This is a genomic window from Cyanobium gracile UHCC 0139 (assembly GCF_034931325.1).
Taxonomy (GTDB): Bacteria; Cyanobacteriota; Cyanobacteriia; order PCC-6307; family Cyanobiaceae; genus Cyanobium; species Cyanobium gracile_B.
Genome location: NZ_JAYGHX010000003.1, coordinates 254656 through 278925, shown reverse-complemented (window position 1 = coordinate 278925; position 24270 = coordinate 254656). Strand labels below are relative to the sequence as shown.

Here is a 24270-nt window from a genome sequence, read left to right as displayed (position 1 = left end):
CCCGGGAAGGGCAGCCGAACCCGGTTGCTAGATTCACTACATCCCGAGTCTGCAAGGAATGTCCAGCGCCGCTGCCGTCACCGACGCCTCCTTCGAGCAAGACGTGCTCAAGAGTGATGTGCCCGTGCTGGTCGATTTCTGGGCACCCTGGTGTGGCCCCTGCCGCATGGTGGCGCCGATCGTCGATGAGATCGCCAAGGAATACGAAGGCAAGATCCGCGTCTACAAGCTGAACACCGACGAGAATCCCAACGTCGCCAGCCAGTACGGCATCCGCAGCATTCCCACCCTGATGCTCTTCAAGGGTGGCCAGAAGGTCGACACCGTGGTGGGTGCCGTCCCCAAGAACACCCTCTCCGGGACCATCTCCAAATACCTCTGACGCCGCTCCGCTGACGCCGCCTCTCCCCCCGAATCCTCCGCCGGCGGCGGGCATCAGTCCCCTGCAGGCCCTCGCCGAAGCCCTGCGCGGCCACCCTCAGCGCCGCCAGATCGAGCGTGCCGTGGTGTCCCTGCTGCAGGTGGCGCGCCAGGAGAAGGAGGAGGAGGAGTGGCGCCTGATCGCCGGCTGTCTGGCCGATATCAGCGAGGCCCTGGAGGTGTTCCGCCCCAGGCGCAGCGCCCGCAAGATCAGCGTCTTCGGCTCCGCCCGCACCCGCCGCGATGATCCCTGCTACCAGCTGGCCGAGGCCGTCGCCCGGCAGGCGGTGGAGGCCGGTTTTGAGGTGATGACAGGAGCCGGGGCCGGTGTCATGGAGGGCGCCAACAGCGGCGCGGGTTGCGAGCACAGCATCGGGCTGAACGTGGATCTGCCCTTCGAGCAGCATCCCAACCCCTACGTGAGCGCCTGCGACGGGCGCCTCCTCTACTTCCGCTACTTCTTCACCCGCAAACTTTTCTTCCTGATGGAGAGTGATGCCCTCGTGGTGATGCCCGGGGGATTCGGCACTCTCGATGAACTGTTCGAGTGCCTCACCCTCATCCAGACCGGACGTACGTCGCCGATTCCCCTGGTGCTGCTCTCGCCGGAGGGCGACGATTTCTGGAAGGTCTGGAAGCGCAACGTGCACCAGGAGCTCGCCACCCGGGGCCTGATCTCCCCGGAAGACGTGGATCTGATGGTGGAAGCCTCCGGTGCCCAAGAGGCCGTGGCCCACATTTGCCGGTTCTACCGGGTGTTCCACAGCGCCCAGCTGGGGCAGGACCGCATCGAACTGCTGCTCAACGCCGAGGTGCCCCGCAGCCTGCTGCCGGAGCTGAACCGCCGCTTCGCCGACCTGCTGGAGGAGGGCGCCATCCAGACCGGTGAGGGCGTCGACGACAACGGTCTGCTGCGGCCGTGCCTGTGGCTCCGCTTCGACAAACGCCGCGTCGGCCGGCTCTATCAGTTCATCGACCACCTCAACGGCCTCCACCTGCCGGCCTCACCGGCCCTGGAGCATCCGGCCGAACGAGTCCCGAGCGTCAGCCAGCCATGAGCCGCATCGGCCTGATCGACTACGGCATGGGCAACCTCCATTCGGTGCAGCGCACCTTTGCGCGGCTCGGTGCCGAGCTGGTGAGCGTGCATGGCCCAGCGGACCTGGGGGCCTGCGACGCCCTGGTGCTGCCGGGCGTGGGCGCCTTCGATCCGGCCATGGAGCGGCTGCGCTCGGCCGGGCTGGAGCCGGCCCTGCGCCGCTCCTGCGCCAGCGGCCGCCCGCTGCTGGGGATCTGCCTGGGCCTTCAGCTGCTGTTCGAAACCAGCGAAGAGGGCCGAGCGGAAGGACTGGGCCTGCTGGCCGGCCGCGTTCGCTCCCTGCCGCGGCTGGCGGGCCACCCCCTGCCCCACATGGGCTGGGCCCCCCTGATCCCGGCGGCCGACAGCCCCCTGCTGCCGGCCGCCACGCCCGAGGCCTGGGTCTATTTCGTGCACTCCTTCGCCGCCGAGCCGGCCGAGGCCACGGCCACGGCGGCCCTCGTCGACTACGGCGGCACCCCGGTGACGGCGGCGGTCTGGCAGGGGACCATCGCCGCCTGCCAGTTCCACCCGGAAAAATCCGGGCCCGTGGGCGAAGCGATGCTGCGCCGCTGGCTCGACTGGGTCGGCTCCCTGTGACGCTGCGGCTGAGCGGCGGGCGCCGACTGCAGAGCCCCCCCGGCAGCACCGCCCGGCCCACCGCCGCCCGGGTGCGGCTGGCGGTGATGAACCTGCTGGCGGCCAGGGTTCCCGGCAGCCGCTGGCTGGATCTCTGCTGCGGCAGCGGCGTGATGGCCTGCGAGGCCCTGCAGCGCGGCGCCTCCGAGGTGGTGGCCGTGGAGCGGGATCGCCGCATCGCCGCAGTGGCCCGGGCCAATCTGGACCTGGTGCGGCAGGGCCGCTCGGCTGCACCGGAGGCCGCCCCCCGCTGCCGGGTGGACGGCGATGAGGTGCTCCGCTGGCTGGGCCGCACCGACCCCAGCGTCTTCGATCTGATCTACGCCGACCCCCCCTACGCCGCCGGCCTGTACGCCCCGATCGCGGCGGCGGTGCTCAGGGGCGGCTGGCTGGCCCCCGGGGGGATTCTGGTGTGGGAATGCGCCAGCGATGGGGTACCGGAACCTCCGCCTGGATGGCAATGTCGCGATCAGCGCCGCTACGGCGGCAGCACGGTGGTGCTGCTGGAGGAGGCCGGCGGCGGCCCAGGCAAGGACACCGCAGCCGGTTGGGACTAGCTGGCCGACCTGAAATGGGGCGGAGACAGGGTTCCGGACCGCGGCGCCCTGTCTGGGGCAGCCGGACTGGCTAGGGTGTGTTCAAACGAACGCTCAGCTCCCCAGGGCGCTTCCCCGGCGGTACTGGTTCCAGGCCGCCACAAACAGACCCACGAGCGTCACGGGGATCAGTCCAAGCACGATGCCGCAGAGGAGGGGTTCGATCATGGAGGGTCCGTCGGTTCTGGCGATGCACAATTCTTCCACGACCCCCGCCGGCATCGCGAGCCCCACCTCAGCACTGTGATCAGCCCGTCCTCCACCACCCCGGCCACCGCGACGCCCTCTACCCCCGCCGGGGGTGAACAGGCTCCCGTCCAGCGCCGCAGCCTGGTGGCGGCCCTGGCGACGCTGGCAGCGGTGGCCTGCATCCTGCTGGTGGTGGTGCTGCTGCCGGCGGCCCGCAGCGATCCCTACACCCGCCAGACCCTTGAGCTCACCGGCTCGTCCACCGATGGGGGCCGCCTGTTCCGGCTCAATTGCGCCGGGTGCCACGGGCTGGCCGCCCAGGGGCTGGTGGGCCCCGATCTTCACGGCGTCGACCGGCGCAAGAACGATCGCCAGCTGATCCAGCAGGTGGTCAGCGGCCGGACACCGCCGATGCCCAGCTTCCAGCCCGAACCCCAGGCCATGGCCGATCTGCTGGCCTTTCTGCACTCCCTGCCTTGAGCCCCAAGCTGGTCCTGGTGGAAACGGCCGGGCCCCTGAACGTGGGCAGCGTGGCCCGGCTCTGCCGCAGCTACGCCATCAACGATCTGCGCCTGGTGGCCCCCCGCTGCGATCCCCTCGGCGAGGAGGCCCGCCTGATGGCCGTGAAGGGGCTGCCCCTGCTGCAGCGGGCCACCGTCTTTCCCACCCTGGCCGCCGCCCTGGCGGACTGCGGACGGGTGGTGGCGGCCAGTGGCCGTCCGGAGGGGGAACCCCTGCCCCTGGAGGACCCCGAGGACGCCCTGGCCTGGCTGCTGGCGGGCGAGCGGGCCCTGCCGTCGGCCCTGGTGTTCGGCCGGGAGGACCGGGGGCTGAGCAACGACGAACTGCTGCAGGCCGGCCGGCTGCTGCAGATTCCCACCCCCACCCCCCACGGCTCCCTCAACCTCTCCCATGCCGTGGCGGTGGTGCTGCACGATCTACACCGCGTCGAGCATCGGGCTCTGGCCCAGGGGCAACCTCCGGCCCCACCGGCCCCGCCGGCTGCCGCCGTGGCAGACCCCTGCCCCCGGGGGGTAATCGAGGCCATGCTCGCTGACGCCACGGAGCTGCTGCTGGAGGTGGGCTTCCTGCTGCCCCACACCACCGCCGCCCGGATGGCCAAGCTGCGGGCCCTGCTGCAGCGAGCTCAGGTGAGTGGCCCGGAGGTGGCCCTGCTGCGGGGCATGGTGTGCCAGTTGCGCTGGGCGAGCCGTCGCCCTTTCCCTTCTTCCCAGGACCACTAGCGTCGGACATCGCCCCAACGTCCTGCTTCCGTGAGCGCTGGCCGTCCATCCCGTCCCCGCAGCAACCCCTGGCTCCGCCCCGTGGGGCTGGTGCTGCGGCTGATCGTGCTCGGGGTGGGTCTGGGGGTGATCGTGGGCACCGCCCTGAAGCTGATGGCGCCGCGCCTCGTCCAGGGGGCGCTCGGCACACCAGCCCCAGCCGCACCGGCGGCGAAGAGACCCGGCACGGGGCCCATGGCCCTGGGGCGGTTCGAACCGCGCCAGGAACTCGTCGGGCTCAGCCAGCAGTGGGCCCGGCTGGCCGCAGCCCAGAAGGGGCTGACCGCCAGTGGCTTCCTGCTGGTCCTCGACGACGGTCGCTTCGCCCAGCTGCAGCCGGACCTGCCCCTGTCGGCGGCCAGCTCCATCAAGGTGCCGATCCTGCTCGTCGGCCTGGAGGATCTCGATGGCGGCAAGCTGCGCTGGAACGAGCCCATGCCGCTCACCAAGGAGGTGGTGGGCGGCGGCGCCGGCTGGATGGCCAACAAGCCCCTGGGCACCCGCTTCCCCTTCTTCGAGGCCGCCACGGAGATGATCCGGGTGAGTGACAACACCGCCACCAACCTGCTGATCCGCCGCCTGGGCGGCAAGACCGCCCTCAACACCCGCTTCCGCAGCCTTGGCCTGACGGCCACGGCGGTGAACAATTGGCTGCCCGACCTCGACGGCACCAACACCACCAGCTCCCGGGATCTGGCCCGCTCCATCGCCCTGGTGGACACCGGCGACAAGCTCACACCCCGGGCCCGTGACCTGTTCCGCGAGATCATGGCCACGTCCCGCACCAACACCCTGATCCCCCTCGGGCTGCTGATGGGGCTCGGCAAGGACTCCTCCGATCCCGACAGCGAGCTGCTGCCGGAGGGCATCACCGTTTACAACAAGACCGGCGACATCGGCATCGCCTACTCCGACACCGCCCTGATCCAGCTGCCCAACGGCCAGCGGGCCGTCCTGGCCGTGATGGTCAAGGGGCCCTTCAACGATCCCCGCTCCGCCGAGCTGATCCGTGCGATGGCCGGGGCCGTCACCAAAACCCTCGTCAAACGCTGATGAACGCCTCCATCCGCGCCCTGGTTCTTCCCGCTCTTGGGCTCGTTGCCCTGGGCGGACCGCTGCTCGCGCAGCCGCAGCCCGCCCCGACACCGCCGGTGCTGCGCCCGGGCACGGTGGCGCCCCTGCCCGGCCGGCTGGACGCCGTGCCGATGGTGAACGACAACAACCCCGAGGTGATCAAGGGGCCCGGCATCCTGCTGTCCACCTTCGATGGCCAGCGGGGTTACGACGGCCGGCCCCTGGGCGTGCCGGCGGCACACCTGAACGCCGCCGTCAGCGGCCCCTTCGAGCTGTTCAGCCATCACATCTACGCCGGCACCCCCGAAAGCCTCGACTCCACCCTGTGGCTGGCGGTGGTGGCGGCCCCGCGGGGCAGCGTCCCGGTCAAGCTGCGGACCGTGGCGGGCTCCACCGCCCTGTCCCAGTCGGTGAACCCCGACCAGCCCTCGGCCCCCTTCCTGCCCCTGCCGGCCCTGATGGAGCAGGGCAGCACCCCGATCTGGGCCGGCCCCGGCAGCCGGGTGGCCACCGAACTTCTGGCCCGGCAGCGCAGCCCCCTGGTGCCGGAGGGTTGGACGCTGCCGCCCGGACAGCTGAGCACCCTGATGGTGCTGCCCCTGCCGGTGCGCGGCCTCGATCCGCTGCTCAATGGCCTCAACCTGCAGCTGCGCCTCAACAGCGACGGTCCGGTGGACGTGGCCACCCTGGCGGCCTTCGGCCCCGTTGATCGCCCGCCGGATCCCGCCGTCTGGCAGCGCCTGCTGCAGGGCGGTCTCAGCCCGAAGGAGCACAGCCCCAGCCCCCGGGGGGCCAAGGGCCCGATGATCTACTCCCGCGTCAGCGGGGTCCAGGAGGGCAGCGCCTGGGTGGGACGGATCACCGATCCGGGGCGGACGACCCTCTCGGTGAGCCGGGCCCCGATCTCCTGGCCGATCGCGTCGCTGGAACGGGGCACCCTGGGCACCGGCCAGGTGCAGACCGCTCCCCTGCGCGCCTTCTACCCGGGCACCGCCTGGGCGGCCCATGGCAACTACGGCGTCACCTACGACCTCAGCCTGCCGCTGCGCAACGACACCCCCCGGCCGGTGCAGCTCGCGGTGGCCCTGGAATCGCCGATCAAGACCGACCAGCCCCTGGGGGGCCTGCGCTTCAACACCACCCCGGCGCGGGCGGTGATGTTCCGGGGCACCGTGGAGGTCAGCGGCCTCGACAACGACGCGGGCGGCCCGGGGGGTCGGCGCCGCTTCCACCTGGTGCTGCGGGCGGGCCAGGAGGGTCCGCGCCTGGGCACGGTCAGCCTGCGCCCCGGCCAGGAACGGCAGCTGCGGGTGCGGCTGATCTACCCGGCCGACGCCACACCGCCCCAGGTGCTGTCGCTGATTCCGGTGGCGACGCCGGCGGCCCCGGGGGCAGGCCAGGGGGCGGCCCCAGGGGCGGCTGTGAAACAATCCGGGGCTCCGCCCGCAAGCCGTCCGTGACGCCAACCAGGAAGCGCAGGGTCTTCCCCTTCACCGCCATCGTGGGTCAGGAGGAGATGAAGCTGGCGCTGCTGCTCAATGTGATCGATCCCCGCATCGGCGGGGTGATGATCATGGGCGACCGGGGCACGGGCAAATCCACCACCATCCGGGCCCTCGCCGATCTGCTGCCGGCGATCGACGTGGTGGCCGGGGACCCCTACAACAGCTCGCCGAGCGACCCCGACCTGCAGAGCAGCGAGGTGCGCCAGCGGGCCGAGCGGGGCGAACAGCTGCCGGTGGAGGCCCGCCAGGTGCCGATGGTCGACCTGCCGCTGGGGGCCACCGAAGACCGCCTCTGCGGCACGATCGACATTGAGAAGGCCCTCAGCGAGGGCGTGCGCGCCTTCGAGCCGGGGCTGCTGGCCAAGGCCAACCGCGGCCTGCTCTACGTCGATGAGGTGAACCTGCTCGACGACCACCTGGTGGACGTGCTGCTGGATTCGGCCGCCTCGGGCTGGAACACGGTGGAACGGGAGGGCGTGTCGGTGCGGCACCCGGCCCGCTTCGTGCTGATCGGCTCCGGCAACCCGGAGGAGGGTGAGCTGCGGCCCCAGCTGCTGGATCGCTTCGGCATGAGCGTGGAGGTGCGCACCGTGCGGGATCCGGAGCTGCGGGTGCAGGTGGTGGATCAGCGCACCAGCTTCGATGCCGATCCCGACAGCTTCAGCGACCGGCTGCAGAGCACCCAGGAGGCCCTGCAGGCCCGGGTGGTGGAGGCCCAGGAGCGGCTACCCCAGGTGGCCATCGACGACGACCTGCGCATCCGCATTTCGGCGGTCTGCGGCGAGCTGGACGTGGACGGACTGCGGGGCGACATCGTCACCAACCGGGCCGCCCGGGCCCTGGCGGCCTTCGAGGGCCATGTCGAGGTGAGCGACGACGACGTGGCCCGGGTGGTGGCCTGCTGCCTGCGCCACCGGCTGCGCAAGGACCCCCTCGAGCAGATCGACTCCGGCGAGCGGGTGGTGAAGACGTTCTGCAAGGTGTTCGACCGCCCCGCCGGTGACCCCTCCGCCTTCCAGCTGGCCCTGGCGGGGTGAGGAACACGGTGTGAGGATCCTTGGCATCGATCCGGGGCTGGCGCGCGTCGGCTACGGGGTGATCGATGTGGAAGGCCGTTCCGCCGCGGGCGGCGGCCACCAGCGCCTGCTCGACTGCGGCATGATCCGCACCGAACCCGGCCGCAGCGACGGCGACCGCATGGTGGAGATCGCCCGGGATCTGCGGGTGATCGTGCGTCGCTGGCGGCCCGAGTTGGCGGCGGTGGAGAAGTTCTTCTTTTACCGCTCCAGCACCACCATTGCCGTGGTCCAGGCCCGGGGGGTGGTGATGATGACCCTGGCGCGCTTCGCCATTCCGGTGGTGGAGTACCCGCCGATGCAGATCAAGCTGGCGCTGGCGGGGTCGGGCCACGCCGAAAAGGACGAGGTGCTGGCGGCGGTGATGCGGGAGCTGGATCTGGAGCACCCCCCCCGCCCCGACGATGCCGCCGACGCCCTGGCGGTGGCGCTGACCGGCTGGTTTCAGCGGTGAGCCCGCCCGCCGGCGAAGGCAGCTCCAAGCAGGAGCTGCGGCGCCTGTTCCGCCGCCGTCGGCGGCAGTGCCTGGCTGTGGCTGCCCCGGGGATCCTGGCGACCGCCGAGCGGCATCTGGGAGCCCTGCTGGAGCGGCGGGCGGGCCGCCTGGGGCTCTACTGGCCCCTCGGCAGCGAACCCGACCTGCGCCCCCTGGCCCCGGCCTGGGCCGGCCGGCTGGCCCTGCCGGCGGTGGCCGGCACCGAGCTGGTGTACCGGCCCTGGGCACCGGGCGATCCCCTGGCCGCCGATGCCTGCGGCATCCCGGCCCCGACCCAGGGCCCCGACCTCGACCCCACCGCCATGGCCCTGCTGCTGGTGCCCGCCCTGGCCGTGGCCCCCAGTGGTCTGCGGCTGGGTTCCGGCGGCGGCTGGTACGACCGGCTGCGGGCCGATCCGCGCTGGGCGGCGGTGCCCGCCCTGGCGGTGCTGCCCGCCGCCGGCGTCAGCCCGGACCTGCCCCGGGATCCCTGGGACATCCCCTTCGACGGCTGGATGGATGAGCGTGACTGCCATCTCACGCCGGCGGGCCGGCGGAAGGTTGCAAGCTCTTAACGATGGGGCCGCCGTCGAGCCAAGGTCCCGATCGTTTGCCAGGATCGGCGCAGTGCATCCGTGCCGTCCTTGGATTCCATCCTCTCGTCGCTCCAGAACCGTCCCCTGACGGCTGCCGAGCGGGTGATGACCTCCGAGATCCAGAGCCGCGGCGCCTCGAGCGACGCCCTCTCGATGATGGTCAGTTCGGTCGCCAGGATGGTGCAGGCGGGCAAAAGCAGCGATAGTCGCTGGAAAGCCTCCTGATTCGCGGATGAAGCCCCTTCTGTTCACCGGGCTGATCAGCCTCGCCGGTCTTGTGGTCGCCCCCTCGCAGGTCCGCGCCCACGCCATCGAGAGCAGCCTGGAGCGGCTCACCACACTGAACGAGTCCCTGAACCGCTCTGCGGCAGCCCCCGGCCCCGAGACCCTTCGCCTGGAGAGCCAGTTCTCCGGTGGCCAGCCGGCCAGCGATGCTGCGGTCCGGATCGTCCCCCCCGACGGGGGCACCCCGATCGAACTGGGGCGCACCGGCGCCGACGGCAGCATCGTCTTCACCCTGCCGCCCCAGGCCAGCCGCCAGTGGGAGGTGCAGGTGGATGCGGGCCCGGGCCATCGCGATTACCTCGAACTGCCGGAGGCCGAGGCAAGCCCAGCTGCGCCCGCACGGGTGAGCCGCTCCGATCCCTACCCTCGTGTGGAGGGATGGGCCTATTTGCCCCCCCTCGGCGTGCTCGCCGTGGCCGGTCTGGCCGGGATGCTGAGGCTTCGCCGCCCGTCCTGATTCCCTCCTCCCCGTCCATGGCCACCGGCAGTCCCGCTCTCGACCGGATCGTGGAACGGCTGGGGAGCACCAGCGACCCTCGTCGCCGCTACGAGTACGTGCTGTGGCTGGCCAAGAAGCTGGAGCCCTTTCCCGACGACCTGCGCCAGGACGCCTTCAAGGTGAAAGGGTGTGTGTCGCAGGTCTACGTGGTGGGCAGCCTGCAGGAGGGCCGGCTCCACTGGCGCGGCGATTCCGATGCCCAGATCACCAAGGGGCTGCTGGCCCTGCTGATCGAGGGGTTGGAGGGCCTGACGCCGGCCGAAGCCACCGCCCTGGATCCCGCCTTCATCGCCGCGACGGGCCTGCAGGCAAGCCTGACGCCCTCGCGGGCCAACGGCTTTCTCAACATCCTGCGCACCATGCAGGGGCAGGCGAGCCAGCTGGCAGCAGCTCCCTGACAACCGAGCCTTCCACCTGAAGCCAATGGAGGGTTCCTAGCAGAGCGTTGAGGCTTTTCACCTGGAACGAAGTCCCGACTCCGACTCGGATCCAAAAAAAGACCCCGCTCATTGAGCAGGGTCTGAAGAGTCCGGGTGGATGGCCCGACGTGGGCTGCCGGATCAAGCAGAAACGGCGGCCGTTTTGACGCGCTTTCGCAGACGACGGGAATAGCCGAAGGCAACGCCGGCACCCAGGATGGGCAGGGGGCCAGGGACGGTGTCCTCCCGTGCCACGTTGACCTGAGCGGAGTAGGAACCACCCGTGGTCTGGATCGTGTCGTTGAAGGTGAAGGCACCAGCGGTGACAACCACCGCACCACCAGGGAGACCCGTGACGAAGGAGGTGAGGTCAGGGGCGAAGTTCTGGGTCACTTCCACCTGAACGGCCGTGCCGCCCTGGGTCACCAGGAACTGGACCCCACCAAAGATCCCCACCGTGACGCCGTTGGAGAAGGTGAAGGCGGTGTCGTTATCCAGGGTGTAGAGGGCCTGGAAAGGATTCACCGGAGCGAAGAAAGTGAAACCCGCCAGAGCCGAGGAAATACCCACGGCAGCCGAAGGAGGGGCCGGGGCGAAGGGGGGAACGAACAGACCGCCGGCACCGCTCACCAGCGCCAGGGGGTTGGCACCGGTGTTGAACAGAACGCTGAAGGTGTCAGTGGGATCGGTGATGTTCACCTCGCTGGCGAAGTCACCGGTGCCGTCGGCGAATTCAAGGTTGCCGACCTGAAGGGCGTGGGCGGAGGGGGCGCCGAAGGTGAGGGCGCCTGAGACGGCGGCCAGAGGGAGGAGGAACTTCAGGGTGCCTCTGCCTTTGAGGAGAGACCGGAGAGTAGGTGCCATGGGGGGGAGTCACGATGCACGAAGCCACCGCATAGTAGGGCATGAATGGGACCTTAACCGATCCTGTAGAAGCCTGTTCGAAAACCGCAACAGTCCCGAGGGCTGCCGGGGTGCCAGCACTGGCTGCGGCTGCCACCTCGGGCGCCCCAACGGCAAGTGCCCCACCGGATCTCAGCAAGGCTCGAGGCAAGTCGAAGAAAAGGCACGATCGACATTAAGTTATCAACAATTGGAAGAGCTTAGATTGCATAAGCCATAGCGGACAAGTATAAGGCCAGTGGAAAGAGCTAATTCATCATTCCTTCCATCCCTGCTCAGTCTGTCCCTCCTCGGACAAGGCTGTCACCGCTGCTGATCCCTCCTTCCGAATGCTTTCCCTTCCAATCACACCAGCCTCCGCCCAGCCCGCCCGCACACTGGCGGGGGGACTGCGCCGACTGCTGCAACGGCTTGTCGCGGATCCCGCTCCGCTGGAGCGAACCATTTCCGGCACCCTCGCCCAGCGATCCCTGGTGGCGGCCGCCAATACCGGAATCCTTGATGCCCTGATCGATCGCCCGGGCAGCAGCGAAAAGGAGCTGGCCGCCTTGTGCCATTGCTCCCCCTATGGGGTGGACATCCTTCTGCAGGCCCTGGCCGGGGCCGGCCTGCTTTCCCGCAGCGGCCAGGGTTGGAGGGTGCGGCATGCGTACGCTCCGCTTCTCCGCCGGGACACCTTCCTGCGCACCTGGCTCGACTACACCGACACCGTCATCGCCCCGGCCCTGCTCTCCCTGGAGGACAGCGTGCGCCATGGCCGACCGGAGGGCCTCAGCAGGCTCTACGGCCACGACCGTCAGAATTTCTATGCCGCGGTGGCGGGCGATCCCGTCAATGGCCCGATATTCTCGAGGTTCATGCGGGCCTACAGCAGCATCAACCGGGAGGCCGTTGCCCGGCACAGTGTGTTCTCCGGTCCCTTGCGGATCCTCGATCTTGGCGGTGGCGACGGTGACCTGGCCATGGCGATCGTTAATCACCATCCTCAGGCCCTCGTCACCGTGGCGGATCTGCCGGTGGTGATCGAGCGGACCCGCCGGACCTTCGATGCCCACCCCGAGGCTTCCCGACTGCACACCGTTGGCGTCGACCTGCTGCAGGACCAGCTCCCTGGCGGCTACGACATCATCCTGTGTGCCCATGTGATCGACATCCTCTCGCCCGAGGAAATCCGCGGATTGCTCACCAGGGCACGCCAAGCCCTCGCGCCCAAGGGAAAACTTGTGGTGTTCACTCCTGTCACCGCCGACCACGGCCGCGGCCCGCTGATCAACAGCCTGATGGGCATCTACTTTCTCGCCCTCGCCCGCGGGAAAGGACGCTTTTACAGCACCCGGACGCTTCAGCAGCTCGCAGCCGACAGTGGCTTCCGAGCCTTCCGAGACGTTCCCCTGCCCTGCGACGAGGTTCTCCTGATCGCAAAACGGCAGGACTGATCCCCTGCCGAGCATGAAAAAAGTGGTTGGAGAATCTCCAACCACTTACTCATTTTTCCTGCTGATGATGGAAAACTCTGCTGCGTTCAGAGCACCCGCAGGATGGCACCGGCTGCCGTCAGTCCCGGGCCGAACACGATCGTGGTGACGAGGGTCCCAGATCGGATGCTGTCATCCGAGAGGATGTCGGCCCAGATGTGAGGCGCGGTGGCGGAGGAGAGGTTTCCACGCTCCAGCAGGAGCCGGCGTGACCAGGCCATCCGCTCCTCCTTAACGTTCAGGGCATCCCTGACCTTGTCGAGGATGCGGGGACCACCCGGGTGTACCGCCAGAACTGAGTCGGGAAAGTCGCGGGATTTCATCAGCCCCGCCCGCTTGAACAGATCATGAACGAAGACGTTGACGTGTTCGGCGATTCGGTCAGGGATGGCCTTGTCCAGGATCATGTGCATGCCGCTGTCAACGATGCTCCACTGCATCAGCTCGGACGTATCGGGGATGATGTACTCGTGGGTGGCCAGCAGCTCAAAGGAACGGCGGGGTTCCCTGTGGGAAGACTCCGGCGACCAGAGCTTGTAGGCAATGACGCCATCGCCAAAAAGGCTGTGGCCGACGATCTGATCCGGAGTCCGTCGGATGGGATCGGCATGCAGGGTGTGCAGTTCCGTATGGACCACATCCACGATGGCCTCCTCTGGCCGGCCCTGGGCCATGGCACCGGCCACCAGAGCGGAGGCCACCCGCAGGGCCGGGACCGAGGCGTGGCATCCGTGGTGATACACCTGAGTGACGGTGGTGTCGGTCCACCCTTCAGAGCTGGCGAGCAGCTGGGGGGCGCTGGGGGATTCGTAGGCGGTGCAGGTGACGTGCAGCAGGTTCGAGGGCTTCGTCTGCTGCCCGGCAAACAGGTCGTTGAAGATCCGATGGGTGAAGTCTTTGAAGGCCTCGCGGCGGCGCCCCCACCCCCCGAGGCTGAGAGGGTCTTCAGGATCAAACACCTTCCATTCTTCGGGTGGCAAAAGGAAATCCTCCGTATAAGTGAATCGACGCGAAAGAAGCCTTGGGCTGCAGCCGAAGCGGTCGAACAATTTGGCGTACAGGGCCCTTGCGGAATCCATGTTGGTGTGTTCCCTTTGGGCGATGGCAGCCCGAGCGAAGATGTCAACCAGAAACGTGAGAAGCCTCTCCTGGGGAATGGCAAAGGGAGGGTCCACGATCCGGAAATCCCCGATCCTGCAGGTGGCGGGCACCGTACGGCCGGTGCGCTGCTGGCTGCGGGGGGAGGGGTGCCGAGCGGGGGACGATACGGGAGGCCGCGGGAGGGTGAAGGTCATGGGGAAGGTGGGGGAGGGCTGACGAACGAAGCTAAATCGCTGCTTGGGACTGCCGAATCGGCGGATCATGTGAACGACAACCCCCGTCGAGAATGTGAACAATCGTCTCCGGGGCTGGTGGCAACGTCAAGTGTGCAGCTTCTTCATTGGCACAAATTGAACGTCGTGGGGTGCTTGTAAAGGCTTAGCTCTCATTTCGGCACTCCTGCTTTAGGACATAGCTTTTGCTGACACTCGGATTCATGGAAGATTCAAGCTCGACAAAGGAAAGCAGGTGAACTGACCTGTTTTGTTCGATTGACTGCCTTCATTCTGTCGACGATGGGCGAATGGTGAAAGATGGAAATCGAACCATGACGTTCAGCATCTTTTCCCATTCTGCTGCCAAGGACTTCATCCATCTGTGGGAAATCAATCAGACTTCGCTTGTCGAGCGTGCGCCAGAACGTAGTATCGATTACCGATTCCAGCCTCTAGACACGCCACGCATCCTCCAGCTGAGGGCTCGCTGACGCCACCATGCGTCTTGGAGCCTGTGCGCTGGACATGGGGTGAAGGCCGGGCCCGTGGGCCTGCTCAGGCGTGAGGCGGGGAAAGGAGAAGCCCCGACCCAGCAGGCCATCAACTCCCGTGGAACGCAGCTCAGGCGAACGAGGGCGGAAGACTTTCTACTATCCAGTCTCCCGGGATCCCCACCCATGACTATCGGTGTTGGCCTGCTTGGACTTGGCACGGTGGGAGCCGGCGTGGCTTCCATTCTCACCAACCCGCAAGGGCGCCATCCGATGGTGGCGGATCTCGCCCTGCGCCGGGTGGCCGTTCGCGATCCGCAGCGGTCCCGGCCCGTGAGCCTCCCACCAGGAAGCCTTGTCACCGATCCCCTCCTGGTGGTGGACGATCCGGCGGTGGAGATCGTGGTGGAGGTGATGGGGGGTCTGGAGCCGGCCCGGACTCTGATCCTGAGGGCCATTTCCGCCGGCAAGTCAGTGGTGACCGCCAACAAAGCGGTGATCGCCCGCCACGGCGAGGAGATCGCAGCCGCCGCTGCCGAGCGTGGGGTCTACGTGCTGATCGAGGCGGCTGTGGGTGGGGGCATACCGATCATCGAGCCCCTCAAGCAGTCCCTTGGGGGGAATCGCATCCGGCGCGTGAGCGGCATCATCAACGGCACCACCAACTACATCCTCAGTCGCATGGCCGACGACGGGGCCGGCTACGGGGAGGTTCTGGCCGAGGCCCAGGCGCTCGGCTACGCCGAAGCAGACCCGGCGGCCGATGTGGAGGGCGGCGACGCGGCAGACAAGATCGCCATTCTGGCGGGGCTCGCCTACGGAGGGACCATTTCCCGCGCCAGCATCGCCACCGAGGGCATCGATCGTCTGGACGCCCGTGACGTGGCCTACGCCGCCAAGCTGGGCTTTGTGGTGAAGCTGCTGGCGGTGGCGGAACACATGGGGGACGACGCCGAGGGCGGCGCGCTGCTGGACGTGCGGGTCAATCCCACCCTGCTGCCGAAGCCCCACCCCCTGGCCGGAGTCAATGGAGTGAACAACGCCATCCTCGTAGAAGGGGACCCGGTGGGTCAGGTGATGTTTTACGGCCCGGGGGCGGGGGCGGGCCCCACCGCCTCGGCGGTGGTGGCTGACATCCTCAACATCGCCGGCATCCACAGGGTGAGTGGACCTCAGGCAGGCCTGGATCCCCTGCTGGCCGCGAGCCGCTGGCGCCGCTGCTCCCTGGTGGGCAGCGCCCACACAAGCCACCGCAACTACGTCCGCCTGCGCACCCTCGACGAGGCCGGCGTGATCGGCAAGATCGGCACCTGTTTCGGCGACGCGGGCGTCTCGATCCAGTCGATCGTTCAGTTCGCCGGCCACGCGGGGGCTGCCGAAATCGTGACGATCACCCATGAGGTGCTGGAGGCCCGTTTCCGCGCAGCCCTCGACGCCATCGAGGCGCTGCCGGAGGTACAGGCGGTCGCTGCCTGTCTGAGGACTCTTTAGCAGGGTGTTCCGCTGATGAAGAAGATTGGACGCCCCGGGGGGACTAATTTTGCGCCATCCCCCATGTCCTGACAACAGGATTCCCTGCTGCGATGCTCCATCCCCTGACCGGTCAGACCAGCAACCCGGGCGCCGATCCGGACGGTGGACCCATCGACGAGAGAACCGCGACCCAGATCGCTGGGAGTGAGCTGCTCATGGCGGTCGGGAAGGGCCTCTTTCTCGTCTTCCTGGGCTACGCGATCGTGGATTCCCTGCCCATCCAGCTGCTGAATCCCAACTGGCAGCTGCGTTTCGTGGCGCGAGTCCTGTCCGTGGGGTCGATTCCCCTGGTGGGATTCGTCTGCGTCCACCTCGCGGCAATCCTCAACCCTGCCAACGTCCGCATCCGGAAGCGTCTCCTCACGTTGCGCCAGTGGGCGATGGCCGCCGCCATCGGTTTCCTGTTGCTGATTCCATTGCAGGGCTTCGCCACTTGGAAGGCGTACACCGAGGCCAAGACCAACCAGCAGAGCCAGATTCGGCAGGCCAACCGCCGGGTCGCCCCCCTGAAGAGGGTCATCGAATCCGCCACCAGCACCGCCGACCTGCAACAGAAGCTGTCAGGGCTGCAGGGAATCCGCCTTCAGCTGGCACCGGAAGATCTCTCCAGACCCCTGGCCGAAGTCCAGAAATCGATCATCGCGAGCCTCGAGCGATCCCATAATCTGTACTTCGACCGCATCTCCAGCACCACCGCACCCACCCAGATCTGGGCAGCTCTCCAGAACACGGCACGCACGCTGGTGGCCTCGATCGGGTTTTTCATCGGGTTCGCCGCCGGGGCCCAGGTTGGCCCATCTCCTCTGACGCTCCAGGAGAGGATGTCGGGGTGGGGCCAGTCGCTGTTCGGAAGACGTCGAAGGCGATCACGGCGCCCCTGATTCAGCGCCCCTGGCGCAGGCGCTGCCGCAACCGGCGGCTGCAGCGCCAAGCCAGGGCCACCCCGGCCACGGGCAGGGGTCCGGGCACCGGGGTCGTTTCGGAAACCTCCCCGTCACCAACGGGCTGACTGGAGGGACCCTCGCCGCCATCACCGGGCAGCTCGCCGGGGGCGCTTCTGGGCTGCTCGCCGGCGGGGCCACTTGGGGCCGGGGGAAGCAGGGCCTTCTCGAACATTTCATCCCTTTCCCCGAGGCCGTCCGTCCCGTCGGCGGGCTCGGCCACAAGGGCGAGCACCGGCTCAACGGAAGGGGGCCCGGCGGGCACGATCCGGAAAGGCACGAAGGCGCCCGTGGAGCCGTCGAAGACGTTGTCGAAGAGGGTTCCGGCCTGCCAGGTGAGCCGCAGAGGCAGCGTTGTCGCCGTCCCCGTCCAGCGGAAGGCGAGGGGGTTGGTCAGGCGGAAGCCGCCGCGGCCTGCAACGTCGCCGGAGCGCGCCAGGAAGACGCCCGAGGGAACGACGAACCCATCGATGCTGGAATCGGATCCGAGGCGGAACGGGGGCACCACCAGTCCGGAGACGGGGTTGCTCAGGCCGATGCCACCGACGCCGATGCTCATCTCCGGCTCGCGCCCGAAACCGGGAACCAGCAGCTCCCGGAGCTCCCGAAGCTGGGCAAGAGCATCGTGTCCAAGGGTGCTCTCGGCCGGCGCCGCCGTGCTGGCGACCAGACAACTGATCAGGACCAGGGGAGGGTAAAGGTGGACGGAGGGGCGGAAACGCCTCAGGCCGAGGGCACCCAACCCAGAGAAGCGCACCATGAACAACCAGGAATGTCTCACCACCTTATCAGACAAACTTCAGGATTGTCTGATTTGCACTTCAGTCGTTCACCTGGGTCGGTCCGCCGGACCGTCGGGCGAGCCCCTGACGGCGCGGACCGGGCCCCCTAAGGTCTGGGCCGCTGGCCAGCTCTCGCCCCCCTGTCCAGCCCGGACCACGGATGCCTGACCACACCCCCAGCCGCGAGGAGACGATCGCCGGCTTCAGCCGCCTGTTCGCCTGGAGCGGCGCCGGCCTGCTGCTGGTGTTCCTGGCCTTCGTCCTGGTCGACTCCCTGCCCGTCCAGCTCCTCAATCCCTCCTGGCAGCTGCGGTTCACCAACCGCATGGTCAACACTGCGCTGCTGGCCCTGCTGGGGTTCCTGCTGCTGCACCTCGGGCTCTTCATCGAGCCCACCAACGGCTTCCTGCGGGCGAAGCTGGCCATCGCCCGCCAGTGGGCCATCGTGGCGGTGTTCGCCTTCCTGCTGCTGGTGCCCCTGCAGGGCTTCGCCACCTGGCGCGTCCTCTCCCAGGCGAAGGGCGCCCAGGCGATGCAGCGCACGGTGCTCGACGAACGGGTGACCCGGATCCGCCAGGCCATCGAGGCCGCCACCAGCCCGGAGGACCTGCAGGCCCGCTTCTCCCGCCTCCAGGCCCCCAGGCCCCAGCTGCCCCCGGCGGCCCTCAGCCTGCCCTTGAACGAGCTCAAGCGCAGCCTGCTCGATGAACTCCAGAAGACGGAGACCCGTGCCTCCGGCCGGATCAGCGGGCCCGCCCCCACCGACGTCTGGGCCCTCGGCCAGGGGGTGGCGCGGGTGAGCATCGCCTCGGTGGGTTTCGCCGCAGCCTTCGCCGCCGGCGCCCAGTGGCCGGGGTCTTCCCTGACCCTGCTCCAGCAGCTGATCCGACAGCTGGAGATCCTGCGCGGGCGGCGGCCCAGGAGCAACCGACGGACCCCCTGAACTCCACCGTCGGGGTCGGGCTGGACAGGCCGCTTGAATGGGCCCCACCGGATTGCAAGGTCTTGCCGACGACCAGGGGCAGAACACGCCGCGGGCCGGCCGCGACGGCCACCGCCCTCGCCACCCTGCTGCTGGCCCTGCCGCTGCTGGCGGGCTGTCAGCCATCGGGATCGCGCCGGTCCCTGGTGGTGGCGACCAAGAGCCGCATCGATTCCCTCGATCCGGTCCAGGCCTCCCGGATCGGGGTGATGCAGGTGCTCAGCGGCCTGGGTGACCCCCTCTATGCCATCGACGCCAGTGGCCGCATCGAGCCGCAGCTGGCCACGGCCCTGCCGGTGGTGAGCTCCGATGGGCTGCGGGCCCGCATTCCTCTGCGCCGGGGGGTGCTCTTCCACGACGGCACCCGCTTCGATGCCGCCGCCATGGCCTTCTCCCTGCAGCGCTTCATGGCGATCGGCACCCTCGGCTACCAGCTGAGCGAACGGGTCGAGAGTGTGCGGGTCACCGCTCCCCACGAGATCGAGCTGGTGCTGAAGCGCCCCTTCAGCCCGCTGCCGCGGCTGCTCAGCGCCATCTTCCTGACCCCGGTCTCCCCCACCGCCTACCGGCAGCACCGGGACAAGCCCCTGAACGACCGCTTCGTGGGCACGGGCCCCTACGCCCTGGCCTTCTTCGGCGGCCAGCAGCAGCGGCTCGTGCCCTGGTCCCGCTACTGGGGCCGGCGGCCGGCCAACGGGGGCATCGACCTGGTCACCCTGAGCAACTCCACCGCCCTGTTCGGGGCCCTGCGCAGCGGCGAGGTGGATCTGCTGCTCAGCACCGGCCTCGAGATCGACCACCAGCAGGCCCTGAAGCGGGACGCAGCGGCCGGCCGCCTGCGGCAGGCCGTCGGCCCCTCCCAGGAGATCAGCCTGGTGTCGCTGCTGAGCGACCAGCCGCCGCTGAACCGGCCCGGCCTGCGGCAGGCCGTGGCCCGCAGCCTCGATCGGGCCACCATCGTGCGGCGGGTCACCCTGGACCTGCGTTCCCCCCAGCGGCAGCTGGTCCCCCCCGATCTACCGGGCTCCGATCCCACCGCCTGGCCGGCCTATGACCCCTCCGGGGCCCGCGCCCTCTACCGCCAGGCCGGGTACTGCGGCGGCCGGGTGCTGACCCTGCCCTTCACCTACCGCTCCGACATCCCCACCGACCGGCTGTTCGCCCTCACCTGGCAGGCCCAGCTGCGCCGGGACCTGGGGGACTGCGTGACGCTCGAAGTGAGCGGCATGGAGTCGACCACCGCCTACTCCCAGCTCGACAAAGGCGCCCTGACGATGCTCTTCTACGACTGGATCGGTGATTACCCCGATGCGGAGAACTTCCTGATGCCGCTGCTGTCCTGCAGCAAGGCCGAGGGGGACCGCTGCCTGGAGGGCAACAGCGTGCTGGGCGGCACCTTCTGGACCGCCCCGGGACTGGAGGAGGAGCTGCGGCGCAGCAGCCAGCTGGACGGCCCCGAGCGGATCGCCCTGCTGGTGGCCATCCAGCGCCGGGTGGCCGCCGCCAGCCCCTACGTGCCGGTGTGGCTGAGTGCTCCGGTGGCCTGGGGCCAGCCGGGCGTCAGCCAGCCCCGGTTCGACGGGTCCGGCCGGGTGATGCTGGGCGAGCTGCGCCGTCTCCCCGCCGCCGCCGCGGCCCGGGTGCCATGAGCCGCCGTTCCGACCTGGCGCGCTACCTGGCCTCCCGTCTGGCCCTGGCTCCGGTGATGCTCTGGCTGATCGCCTCGCTGGTGTTTCTGCTGCTGCGGGTGGCCCCCGGTGATCCGATCGACGCCCTGCTGGGTACCCGCGCCCCGGAGGCGGCCCGGGCCGCCCTGCGGGCCCAGCTGGGTCTGGATCTGCCCCTGGGCGAGCAGTACGGGCGCTTCCTCGGCCATCTGCTGCGGGGCGACCTGGGCACCTCGCTCACCAACGGCGAACCGGTGACCGGCATCATCCAGGCCAGCCTGCCTGCCAGCCTGGAACTCGGCGTGGTGGCCCTGCTGCTGGCCGCCGTGGTGGGTCTGGCGGTGGGGTTCAGCGGCATCGCCCGCCCGGAGGGGCGCATCGATCTGGCCGGCCGGCTCTATGGCATCAGCACCTACGCCCTGCCCCCCTTCTGGGCCGCGATGGTGGTGCAGCTGGTGTTCTCCGTCTGGCTGGGCTGGCTGCCGGTGGGGGGACGCTTCCCCGCCACCCTGATGCCGCCCGAAGGCACGGGCTTCTACCTGCTCGACAGCCTCCGGGCAGGGGACTGGGGCCAGCTGGCCGGCAGCCTGCGCCATCTGGTGCTGCCGGCGGCCACCCTGGGCCTGCTGCTCAGCGGCATCTTCACCAATGCCCTGCGGCTGAACCTGCGCCGTGCCCTCGGCTCCGACTACGTGGAGGCGGCCCGCAGCCGGGGCCTGAGCGAGCGACGGGTGGTGCTGCACCACGCCCTGCCCAACGCCCTGCTGCCCGTGCTGACGATCACGGGCATCACGGTGGCCTCCCTGATCGGCGGCGCCCTGCTGATCGAGGTCACTTACTCCTGGCCCGGCATCGCCTTCCGGCTGCAGGAGGCGATCGCCCAGCGCGACTATCCGGTGGTGCAGGGGATCGTGGTCGTCGTGGCGGGCCTGGTGGTGCTGGTGACCGTGCTGGTGGACCTGCTGGTGGCCCTGCTCGATCCGCGCATCCGCTTCTGAGCTACGGGGCGCAGCGGTTGGTGGGTCAGGGCTTCAGGCCGGCCTTCCAGCGCCGGGCGGCGGCGGCGTCGAGCACGTCGAGGGTCACCCCCTGCTGGACCCGCCGCTGGGCCGGCAGCAGCAGGGGCTGCTCCAGGGTCTGGAGGTATTCGGTGGTCAGGCGCAGCAGCGCTGACTGCACCCGGGCCGGGTCCACTCCCACCAGCTCCTCATCGAGGCGGAAGAGCACCTCATCGGTGGGCATCAGCCGCACGGGGGAGAAGTGGCTGCCCCCCTCCACCATCACCAGCCGGCTGCGGGGATCCCTGCCCTGGAGAAACAGGCGCAGCTGCTCCTCCAGCGGCGGCGTCACCAGGTCGAGGCTGCCGCCGACCATCAGCACCGGCACCCCCAGGGACGCCAGCCCCCGCCGCGGCCAGAGCAGGCTGCCGAAGCTGTTGAGGAGCACCAGCCCCCGCAGGTCGGCGGGGGGGGAGGAGCGCTTCGGCAGGTCGGTGCTGGACAGCTGGCACTGCAGCAGTCGGGAGGGGTTGGCGATGGGAAGGCGGTCGAGGGCCTTGCGGCAGCGCTCAGCGAGACCTGCCTCCGGCACCACCCCCGCCGCCAGCAGGGCGGAGAGGGCCCCCATCGAGTGGCCGAGCAGCACCACCCCATCGCCGCGCACCGGCAGCTCGCCCCGGCGCTGGGCCGCCAGCACGGCCTCGACGTCGGCCAGCCGGATGGCCAGGGTCTCGGCGCCCGGCGGCGGTCGCTGGCCGTCGAGGGCGGCCTTGAGGGCCGGGCCGTCACTGCCGGGATGCTGCACCACCACCACCGGCCAACCCCGTTCGGCCAGCTCGCTGGCCAGCCAGCCGAACTGGTCGGCATTGCCCCCCAGGCCAGGCATCATCAGCAGCCACGGCCGCTGCGGGGCCGCGCTGCCCCGTCCAGCGGCCGGCGCCGGCCAGACCTCCAGCGGCAGAGGCTGCGGGCGGTGGCCCACGGCCAGCCCCTGCCGCCGGGGCCTCAGGGGGGTGCGATCGGTGAAGGCCAGGGGACCGGTGCGGCGCTCCGGCAGGGCCAGGGCCTGGAGGCGCCCCAGGGCCTGCCGCTGCAGGTCGATCTGCTGACGCCACTGAAGGGCCAGCTCGTAGAGCCCGTCAAGCTGGAGGCTCAGCCGCTGCACCGGCAGGGCCCGCAGCAGGCCAATGGTGGAGACATCCTGACGGGACTCCAGCAGCCGGCGCAGCGTTGTCTGCAGCACCGCCGTGGTGCTGCGGCCGTCGGCCGTGGTCAGCAGGTCCCCGAGGCGGGCCATCATCTGGCTGCCGGCCCAGCTGTCGAGGAGCTGCTGGCCGAAGCTGGTGTCCCGCAGCAGGGGGGCCCGCAGCAGGATCTTGAGGTCCTGGCGGCTGCGGGGGTCGAGCAGATCCAGCCAGACGGCCAGATCCCCGCCGCCGGACCGGCCGGCCGGACTGCGGCTCCAGCCATCGAGCTGCTCGAGGTTCACCGGCAGCTCCAGGCCATCGAAGCGGAGCTCCAGCACCTCCGCCGCAGCCACCGGCGGCACGAGGGGCGTCCCGGCGATCAGCAGACTGGCCAGCAGACCCTTGAACGGACGAAGGCGGAGTGGAACAGGCACAGGGGAGGGCCAGGGCGCGGTCCTGGTTCACCCAGTTTCCAGCAGCCCTGCGCCATGTCGCCCTGATCCGCCTGATCGCGATGCTCGGGGCAGGCGGCGTGCTTTACCTGACGCCGATGGTGTTCCACCAGGCCCAGTTCAGCGCTGGCCGGGTCACCGAAGGGCTGGCCCTGGCCGCCCTGGCGGGAACCCTGGGCCGGATCCTCAGCGGTCTCCTCCTGGATCGGGGCCTGAACTGCGCCGTTCCGGTGCTGCTGGCGGCCCTGATGGCCATCGCCGGTGACGTCCGCCTGATGGGCGCCGGCTCCTTCAGCGGCTACCTGCAGGGTCAGGTGCTGCTCGGCATGGCGGTGGGCTTCTACTGGCCGGCGATCGAGCTGGCGGTGCCGCTCTGCTGCGCGCCGGTGCCCTCAGGCCGGGCCTTCGCCCTCATGCGCAGCGCCGATGCCCTGGGCATCGCTGTCGGAGCCCTGGTGGGAGCGGTGCTCGCCTGGCGGGGATGGCTGCGCGGCATCTACGCCGTGGACATCGGCTGCATGCTGGTGCTGCTGCTTGTGCTGTCGCGCCGGGAGCTGCCGGATCCGAGGCCCAGGGAACGGCTGGCCCACCCCAGCCCCTGGGGCCCCTGGCTGCCCGGCCTGGTGCCGCTGCTGGCCGTCGCCGTGCTGGCCACGGCGATGCCGGCCCTGATGCAGAGCGCTCTGCCCCTGGAGCTGGTGCGGGGCAGCCTGCTGCGGCGCGCCCTGCCGGTGAGCCTCGGTGCCCTCACCATCGGCCTGCAGCTGGCTCTGCTGCTCCTGCTCCAGTGGCCGGTGGGTCAGGCCCTGGCCCGCCGGCCGGTGACGGCGGGCCTGAACCTCAGCCTGCTCAGCTTCGCGGCCGGCAACCTGCTGCTGGCGGCCTCCGCCTACAGCGAACGGGGGCTGGGGTTGCTGCTGCTCGCCCAGCTGCCGCTGGCCCTCGGGATGGCCTGCTTCCTGCCCACCGCCACCGAGGCGGTGGTGGAACGCAGTCCGATCGAGCACCAGGGCCTGGCCCTGGCGCTGCTGTCCCAGTGCTTTGCCATCAGCGGCTTCGGGGCGCCCCTGCTCGCCGGCCGGCTGCTGGACGGCCAGGGACACGGGGCCGGACTGTGGCTGCTGATGGCCGTGGCCTGCCTGGGGGGACTGTTGCTGGTGCGGGGCCTAGGCCCCCGCCGGGCGCTCCCCTGACGCGGCGGCCTGCCGCTCCACCCACGCCTCATGGGGCAGGGGCTCGGTGCCGTACTCCCAGTCGTCGTAATCGGGGTCGTTGCGGATGCGGCGGTGGATCTCCTTCTGGACCTCGAAGTTGTGGGGATGATCGGCGGCCGTGCCGGCGGCGTCGCCAGACTCCGCCGATGGGGGGGATGGGGTCCCGGGATGGTCCGCTGCTGCCATGGCCCTTCG

Annotated in this window: 27 protein-coding genes; 21 read left to right on the top strand and 6 right to left on the bottom strand. The window is 69.6% G+C overall.

Annotated elements, in window-relative coordinates; genetic code table 11:
* Positions 1-58 precede the first annotated feature (58 nt).
* The 4 genes from trxA to rsmD all read left to right on the top strand — a co-directional run bounded on the left by trxA (position 59) and on the right by rsmD (position 2694).
* Entirely contained in the window at positions 59-382 is a 324-nt protein-coding gene (gene trxA, locus VB738_RS07580) for a thioredoxin (protein WP_015110798.1), read from the top strand.
* A 121-nt stretch (positions 383-503) separates the two neighbouring features.
* Positions 504-1478, top strand: a complete 975-nt coding sequence (locus VB738_RS07575) for an LOG family protein (RefSeq protein WP_323305159.1) — start codon at positions 504-506, stop codon at positions 1476-1478.
* The gene (gene hisH / locus VB738_RS07570) at positions 1475-2098 is read left to right on the top strand and encodes an imidazole glycerol phosphate synthase subunit HisH (protein WP_323305158.1); all 624 of its coding nucleotides are present in this window, start codon (positions 1475-1477) and stop codon (positions 2096-2098) included. Before VB738_RS07575 ends, hisH begins: the two co-directional genes overlap by 4 nt.
* Positions 2095-2694, top strand: a complete 600-nt coding sequence (rsmD, locus tag VB738_RS07565; RefSeq protein WP_323305157.1) for a 16S rRNA (guanine(966)-N(2))-methyltransferase RsmD — start codon at positions 2095-2097, stop codon at positions 2692-2694. Before hisH ends, rsmD begins: the two co-directional genes overlap by 4 nt.
* 93 nt (positions 2695-2787) lie before the next feature.
* On the opposite strand, the gene petG is transcribed toward rsmD, so the two are convergent.
* Positions 2788-2901: a cytochrome b6-f complex subunit V gene (gene petG, locus VB738_RS07560; protein WP_323305156.1), complete on the bottom strand. Its 114-nt coding sequence runs from the start codon at positions 2899-2901 to the stop codon at positions 2788-2790.
* A 75-nt stretch (positions 2902-2976) separates the two neighbouring features.
* Between petG and VB738_RS07555 the strand changes: the two genes are divergently transcribed.
* The 10 genes from VB738_RS07555 to VB738_RS07510 all read left to right on the top strand — a co-directional run bounded on the left by VB738_RS07555 (position 2977) and on the right by VB738_RS07510 (position 10113).
* The gene (locus VB738_RS07555) at positions 2977-3402 is read left to right on the top strand and encodes a cytochrome c (RefSeq protein ID WP_323305155.1); all 426 of its coding nucleotides are present in this window, start codon (positions 2977-2979) and stop codon (positions 3400-3402) included.
* Positions 3399-4166: an RNA methyltransferase gene (locus VB738_RS07550; protein ID WP_323305154.1), complete on the top strand. Its 768-nt coding sequence runs from the start codon at positions 3399-3401 to the stop codon at positions 4164-4166. Before VB738_RS07555 ends, VB738_RS07550 begins: the two co-directional genes overlap by 4 nt.
* 30 nt (positions 4167-4196) lie before the next feature.
* Complete coding sequence (locus VB738_RS07545) at positions 4197-5258, top strand: serine hydrolase (protein WP_323305153.1); 1062 nt, start codon at positions 4197-4199, stop codon at positions 5256-5258.
* On the top strand, positions 5258-6739 hold the full coding sequence (locus tag VB738_RS07540) for a DUF3370 domain-containing protein (protein WP_323305152.1): 1482 nt from the start codon (positions 5258-5260) through the stop codon (positions 6737-6739). Before VB738_RS07545 ends, VB738_RS07540 begins: the two co-directional genes overlap by 1 nt.
* Positions 6736-7821, top strand: a complete 1086-nt coding sequence (gene bchI, locus VB738_RS07535) for a magnesium chelatase ATPase subunit I (RefSeq protein WP_323305151.1) — start codon at positions 6736-6738, stop codon at positions 7819-7821. The genes VB738_RS07540 and bchI overlap by 4 nt, the downstream gene beginning before the upstream one ends.
* 10 nt (positions 7822-7831) lie before the next feature.
* Positions 7832-8314 carry a crossover junction endodeoxyribonuclease RuvC gene (gene ruvC / locus VB738_RS07530; protein WP_323305150.1) on the top strand — a complete coding sequence of 161 codons (483 nt, stop codon included), beginning with the start codon at positions 7832-7834 and terminating at the stop codon, positions 8312-8314.
* Positions 8311-8910: a 5-formyltetrahydrofolate cyclo-ligase gene (locus VB738_RS07525; protein ID WP_323305149.1), complete on the top strand. Its 600-nt coding sequence runs from the start codon at positions 8311-8313 to the stop codon at positions 8908-8910. Before ruvC ends, VB738_RS07525 begins: the two co-directional genes overlap by 4 nt.
* Before the next feature lie 69 nt (positions 8911-8979).
* Positions 8980-9156, top strand: coding sequence for a hypothetical protein (locus VB738_RS07520; protein WP_254948674.1), 177 nt, complete (start codon positions 8980-8982; stop codon positions 9154-9156).
* A 7-nt stretch (positions 9157-9163) separates the two neighbouring features.
* On the top strand, positions 9164-9673 hold the full coding sequence (locus VB738_RS07515; RefSeq protein ID WP_323305148.1) for a hypothetical protein: 510 nt from the start codon (positions 9164-9166) through the stop codon (positions 9671-9673).
* 17 nt (positions 9674-9690) lie between these two features.
* A complete protein-coding gene (locus VB738_RS07510) occupies positions 9691-10113 on the top strand; it encodes a SufE family protein (RefSeq protein ID WP_323305147.1) in 423 nt (140 codons plus the stop codon).
* Between the two features lie 162 nt (positions 10114-10275).
* On the opposite strand, the gene VB738_RS07505 is transcribed toward VB738_RS07510, so the two are convergent.
* Positions 10276-10998 carry a hypothetical protein gene (locus tag VB738_RS07505; RefSeq protein WP_323305146.1) on the bottom strand — a complete coding sequence of 241 codons (723 nt, stop codon included), beginning with the start codon at positions 10996-10998 and terminating at the stop codon, positions 10276-10278.
* Between the two features lie 368 nt (positions 10999-11366).
* On the opposite strand from VB738_RS07505, the gene VB738_RS07500 reads away from it, so the two are divergent.
* A complete protein-coding gene (locus VB738_RS07500) occupies positions 11367-12473 on the top strand; it encodes a methyltransferase (protein WP_323305145.1) in 1107 nt (368 codons plus the stop codon).
* Between the two features lie 86 nt (positions 12474-12559).
* Here the strand turns inward: VB738_RS07500 and VB738_RS07495 are convergent, their stop codons facing one another.
* Complete coding sequence (locus VB738_RS07495) at positions 12560-13471, bottom strand: 3-oxoacyl-[acyl-carrier-protein] synthase III C-terminal domain-containing protein (RefSeq protein ID WP_323305144.1); 912 nt, start codon at positions 13469-13471, stop codon at positions 12560-12562.
* A gap of 1034 nt (positions 13472-14505) precedes the next feature.
* Between VB738_RS07495 and VB738_RS07490 the strand changes: the two genes are divergently transcribed.
* Both VB738_RS07490 and VB738_RS07485 read left to right on the top strand, forming a co-directional pair.
* Positions 14506-15810 (top strand): homoserine dehydrogenase, encoded by a 1305-nt coding sequence (locus VB738_RS07490; protein WP_323305143.1) that lies wholly within the window; start codon positions 14506-14508, stop codon positions 15808-15810.
* A gap of 422 nt (positions 15811-16232) precedes the next feature.
* Positions 16233-16733 (top strand): hypothetical protein, encoded by a 501-nt coding sequence (locus VB738_RS07485; RefSeq protein ID WP_323305142.1) that lies wholly within the window; start codon positions 16233-16235, stop codon positions 16731-16733.
* A gap of 1 nt (position 16734) precedes the next feature.
* Here VB738_RS07485 and VB738_RS07480 read toward each other — a convergent pair whose 3' ends face one another.
* On the bottom strand, positions 16735-17553 hold the full coding sequence (locus VB738_RS07480; RefSeq protein ID WP_323305141.1) for a hypothetical protein: 819 nt from the start codon (positions 17551-17553) through the stop codon (positions 16735-16737).
* A gap of 182 nt (positions 17554-17735) precedes the next feature.
* On the opposite strand from VB738_RS07480, the gene VB738_RS07475 reads away from it, so the two are divergent.
* The 3 genes from VB738_RS07475 (at position 17736) to VB738_RS07465 (ending at position 21222) form a co-directional block, all read left to right on the top strand.
* Positions 17736-18518, top strand: coding sequence for a hypothetical protein (locus tag VB738_RS07475; RefSeq protein WP_323305140.1), 783 nt, complete (start codon positions 17736-17738; stop codon positions 18516-18518).
* Positions 18519-18580: 62 nt separating this feature from the next.
* Positions 18581-20206 carry an ABC transporter substrate-binding protein gene (locus VB738_RS07470; RefSeq protein ID WP_323305139.1) on the top strand — a complete coding sequence of 542 codons (1626 nt, stop codon included), beginning with the start codon at positions 18581-18583 and terminating at the stop codon, positions 20204-20206.
* Positions 20203-21222 (top strand): ABC transporter permease, encoded by a 1020-nt coding sequence (locus VB738_RS07465; protein WP_323305138.1) that lies wholly within the window; start codon positions 20203-20205, stop codon positions 21220-21222. The genes VB738_RS07470 and VB738_RS07465 overlap by 4 nt, the downstream gene beginning before the upstream one ends.
* A gap of 25 nt (positions 21223-21247) precedes the next feature.
* Here the strand turns inward: VB738_RS07465 and VB738_RS07460 are convergent, their stop codons facing one another.
* Positions 21248-22843 carry an alpha/beta hydrolase gene (locus VB738_RS07460; RefSeq protein ID WP_323305137.1) on the bottom strand — a complete coding sequence of 532 codons (1596 nt, stop codon included), beginning with the start codon at positions 22841-22843 and terminating at the stop codon, positions 21248-21250.
* On the opposite strand from VB738_RS07460, the gene VB738_RS07455 reads away from it, so the two are divergent.
* Entirely contained in the window at positions 22831-24054 is a 1224-nt protein-coding gene (locus tag VB738_RS07455; RefSeq protein WP_323305136.1) for an MFS transporter, read from the top strand. The two genes, VB738_RS07460 and VB738_RS07455, sit on opposite strands and share 13 nt — an antisense overlap.
* Here VB738_RS07455 and VB738_RS07450 read toward each other — a convergent pair.
* Entirely contained in the window at positions 24028-24261 is a 234-nt protein-coding gene (locus tag VB738_RS07450) for a hypothetical protein (protein ID WP_323305135.1), read from the bottom strand. The genes VB738_RS07455 and VB738_RS07450 overlap by 27 nt on opposite strands.
* Positions 24262-24270 lie beyond the last annotated feature (9 nt).

Coding starts and splice junctions, on each gene's coding strand:
- trxA (WP_015110798.1), top strand. CDS start 59: ATGTCCAGCGCCGCTGCCGTCACCGACGCCTCCTTCGAGCAAGACGTG.
- hisH (WP_323305158.1), top strand. CDS start 1,475: ATGAGCCGCATCGGCCTGATCGACTACGGCATGGGCAACCTCCATTCG.
- petG (WP_323305156.1), bottom strand. CDS start 2,901: ATGATCGAACCCCTCCTCTGCGGCATCGTGCTTGGACTGATCCCCGTG.
- VB738_RS07540 (WP_323305152.1), top strand. CDS start 5,258: ATGAACGCCTCCATCCGCGCCCTGGTTCTTCCCGCTCTTGGGCTCGTT.
- VB738_RS07515 (WP_323305148.1), top strand. CDS start 9,164: ATGAAGCCCCTTCTGTTCACCGGGCTGATCAGCCTCGCCGGTCTTGTG.
- VB738_RS07510 (WP_323305147.1), top strand. CDS start 9,691: ATGGCCACCGGCAGTCCCGCTCTCGACCGGATCGTGGAACGGCTGGGG.
- VB738_RS07505 (WP_323305146.1), bottom strand. CDS start 10,998: ATGGCACCTACTCTCCGGTCTCTCCTCAAAGGCAGAGGCACCCTGAAG.
- VB738_RS07500 (WP_323305145.1), top strand. CDS start 11,367: ATGCTTTCCCTTCCAATCACACCAGCCTCCGCCCAGCCCGCCCGCACA.
- VB738_RS07490 (WP_323305143.1), top strand. CDS start 14,506: ATGACTATCGGTGTTGGCCTGCTTGGACTTGGCACGGTGGGAGCCGGC.
- VB738_RS07485 (WP_323305142.1), top strand. CDS start 16,233: ATGGCCGCCGCCATCGGTTTCCTGTTGCTGATTCCATTGCAGGGCTTC.
- VB738_RS07480 (WP_323305141.1), bottom strand. CDS start 17,553: ATGGTGCGCTTCTCTGGGTTGGGTGCCCTCGGCCTGAGGCGTTTCCGC.
- VB738_RS07475 (WP_323305140.1), top strand. CDS start 17,736: ATGCCTGACCACACCCCCAGCCGCGAGGAGACGATCGCCGGCTTCAGC.
- VB738_RS07465 (WP_323305138.1), top strand. CDS start 20,203: ATGAGCCGCCGTTCCGACCTGGCGCGCTACCTGGCCTCCCGTCTGGCC.
- VB738_RS07450 (WP_323305135.1), bottom strand. CDS start 24,261: ATGGCAGCAGCGGACCATCCCGGGACCCCATCCCCCCCATCGGCGGAG.